We start from the raw sequence: 3,232 nt of genomic DNA on the forward strand, positions 1-3,232 counted from the left end.
GGAGCCCGGACTTTCCTCTCCTCATGCTGAAAACTCAGCTAAGCAGCGATTGCCTGGCAAACTCAGGAATAACAGTATTACGGAAATACAGATAATTCAAGAAAAGAATAGATAAATATAACTAATCTCGAACCGTAGCAATGCGAACATTACTAATACTCGTTAGATCAGAGATATAGCCACTGCCGATTGACGCTTCCTGCCCCTCGCGATCCGGAGGAGCAATTGTGGCTGCAAAGTCTACCTGCCTCTCAACGATATAACGAATCGAGCCCAGGTTTTGCTCCAAGACAGTTACAGTTTGCTCTATACGACTTAACTCGTAGCTAGTATTGTCTTCTTGATCACTATCGGAATCGAAAACAATGCTATCAAACTCATCATCTCGAACAAGGAAAACAGCATCTTCAAAAGACGAAGGCGGAAGCTCATCCACATAACTCACATCAGCGGAGGTATCAGCTCCAACTAGAGAGTCTTGAATAGTGAGATTACTTGCCCACGACTCAACCTCTTGAGTCAAAGCAAACTCAAGCACGTCAGTCACCTCATCTGGGTTAGCATCCTCAATTGTGATATCGGTCTGAAAAGGCAGCACTTCATAATCGTCATCAACCGTCAAGCCCGCGGCTGTAGGACCAGCTATATTAACAATATCTTCAGCCGAGTTTGCTGACACAGCCGAAACCGTCCCCATCGCTCCTTCTGAAAGCAACTCAAAAGCATGCACAGGAAAAGCCGTCGCCAAGCCCAAAAATGATACTGGGAGAAAAATATTTCGGAACAGTCTATCCATTATGACTCTACATCCGTTAGATAATTATTTGCTTATATTTTGCACGATTAAGAATACCTTCGCAATCTACTAAGCACATCGAATCACATCATTCCTTCAAAATTGCAAACCGGTCGTCGGTTTTACAATCACTTCTCTTTCAAACTTAAAGCCAGGTTGTATATTTCCTTTTTACTTCCGCCCACAACATCCGCCACGACAGCACTTGCCTTTTTTGGCGGCAGCTCTAGAAGCAAACGCGCTAGAAGCTTGAGCTTTTGCTCATCACTCACACTCAGAGGCTCTTCCTGTGAACCTTCAAGCACCAACACAAACTCTCCTCTAGTTTGATCTTCGTCAGCCTTCATCCAAGCCAGAACTTCAGACACCTCACCGTACTTAATCGTCTCATATCGCTTGGTTAGTTCTCGAGCCACACAAAGTTTTCGCCCTGCCAACACGTCGGACATAGCCTCAAGCGTGACCAAAATCCGGTGAGGCGATTCATAAAATATAACTGTGCGCCGCTCAGCAAGATAAGATTGCAGCACCTCTTCTTTAGCCTTTTTCTTAGCAGGCAGAAAGCCTTCAAAGATAAACGTGTCACTTGCAACGCCGCTGGCGCATAAAGCAGCAATCAGTGCAGAAGCGCCTGGTATGGGCCTGACGAGAACCCCACTTTCTTTGGCTCTCAAAACTAATGTATACCCCGGATCAGAAATCAGCGGCGTACCGGCATCTGAAACGAGCGCCACCGACTGCCCCTCTTTGACCAAGCCAATGATATAAGCACTTTTCTCAGACTCATTGTGCTCGTGCAGGGATATCATTTTTGTAGCAATACCGTAGTGCTCCAAAAGCTTTCTTGTGTGCCGCGTATCCTCCGCAGCAACAACGTCAACAGCTTTCAAAACCTCAATTGCCCTCAAAGTAATATCTGACAAATTTCCTATTGGCGTCGCAACAATGTAAATGGCACTTTCCAAGAACACAACCTCACTATAAAATACGGAACATTCTACATTTAAGCATAGACCCCGCTATGAAAGCACTTCACTTTTCTATTATTGTCTGCCTGTCTGTCATTATATCTGCCTGTGGCACATCGCCTAAAGTAAACCAAAGCAAACTAACAAAGGTCGAATCTCCCGCTCCAAAACAACCGGAAGAGCTGATTTCACTAGCACTAAAGTCCACCTCCCCAAAACAACAATCCAAGCTATTTTTTCAAGCCGCACAATCTTATTGGGAAAATAACCTATACGCACAGAGCGATGCTGCACTAGGGTCAGTTCAAATAGAGCACCTCAATGAAGCTGACGCTCAAGACTATCTTTTAATGTCCTTAAAGTTAGCGACAAGCAATAAGAACAAAGCACGCATTGAGAAAATACTGCCGCTAATCCCGAACCTTGGTTTATCTGGCATGAATGTCGACCAGCAAATCGAGCTTTCGCACTTATTATCTCAAGCTTATGAAATCACAGATTTAACTATTGAAGCGGCGATCACCTTAATCGATCATCGCGGCCTAATTAATCCAGAGCATCACCAAGACACAGACGAGCAAATCTGGCACCTACTCCGCTCAACTGAAACAGCCGACCTAAGCCAATACATTTACACAGGCGACAACCCTGACGCATTAGCGTGGTTAGATCTAGCTCGAACAATCCAGCTAAATCAGATCAGCCTGGATGCCCAATATAATGCATTTCAGGCATGGAACGAGCTGTGGCCAAGCCATCCTGCCAGCCTGAATCCGCCTCACGAGCTAAGCATTCTAAAACAACTCCCAAACACTCGCCCCGATTCGATAACACTTGCCCTGCCCTTAAGCGGGCCACTTCAATTGGCTGGAAAAGCTATTCGTGACGGCTTCATGGCTCAACACTATGCCAGCAATAAACAAAACCCAAACCACGAACCACTACAAGTTCGTTTTTTCGACACAGCAACGCAAGACATTTTGTCACTGTACAATCAAGCACCTGAGACAGGCAGCCTAATTATCGGCCCTCTAGACAAAGCTTCTCTTAAAGCGCTGAACTCCTTAGATATTATTAGCACGCCAACTCTCGCCTTAAACTATCTTCCAGCGACTAACGCAGGTTCAGATAAGCTATACCAACTTGGTCTAGCACCTGAGACCGAGGCCAGACAACTTGCTACACGCCTACACGACAAATCACTGAAACGGGTCGGCATCATACTGCCAGAGAATAATCTTGGCTTTCGCATATACGATAGCTTTGTAGAAAGCTTCTCTTCATTAGACGGGGTCGTTATCGATAGCGTATTTTACAAAAATCAGAAATCTCTCGCTTCGAGCGTCGCCCGCCTCCTCGGCACTGAGGACAGCCAGAATCGAAAGCGAAAAATTCGAAAAATCACTAACACAGCGCTCGAGTTTTTACCCAGAAGAAGGCAAGATATCGACGCACTTGTCATGATTGC

Annotated in this window: 3 protein-coding genes; 1 reads left to right on the top strand and 2 read right to left on the bottom strand. The window is 45.5% G+C overall.

The window, feature by feature from the left end; translation table 11 throughout:
• Nucleotides 1-121: 121 nt before the first annotated feature.
• On the bottom strand, nt 122-796 hold the full coding sequence (locus tag A3763_RS11755; protein ID WP_068633071.1) for a hypothetical protein: 675 nt from the start codon (nt 794-796) through the stop codon (nt 122-124).
• Between the two features lie 128 nt (nt 797-924).
• On the bottom strand, nt 925-1,761 hold the full coding sequence (rsmI, locus tag A3763_RS11760) for a 16S rRNA (cytidine(1402)-2'-O)-methyltransferase (RefSeq protein WP_068633074.1): 837 nt from the start codon (nt 1,759-1,761) through the stop codon (nt 925-927).
• A 56-nt stretch (nt 1,762-1,817) separates the two neighbouring features.
• On the opposite strand from rsmI, the gene A3763_RS11765 reads away from it, so the two are divergent.
• On the top strand, nt 1,818-3,232 hold a 1,415-nt coding region (locus A3763_RS11765), incomplete at its 3' end, for a penicillin-binding protein activator (RefSeq protein ID WP_068760060.1).

Source organism: Oleiphilus sp. HI0128, from assembly GCF_001635365.1.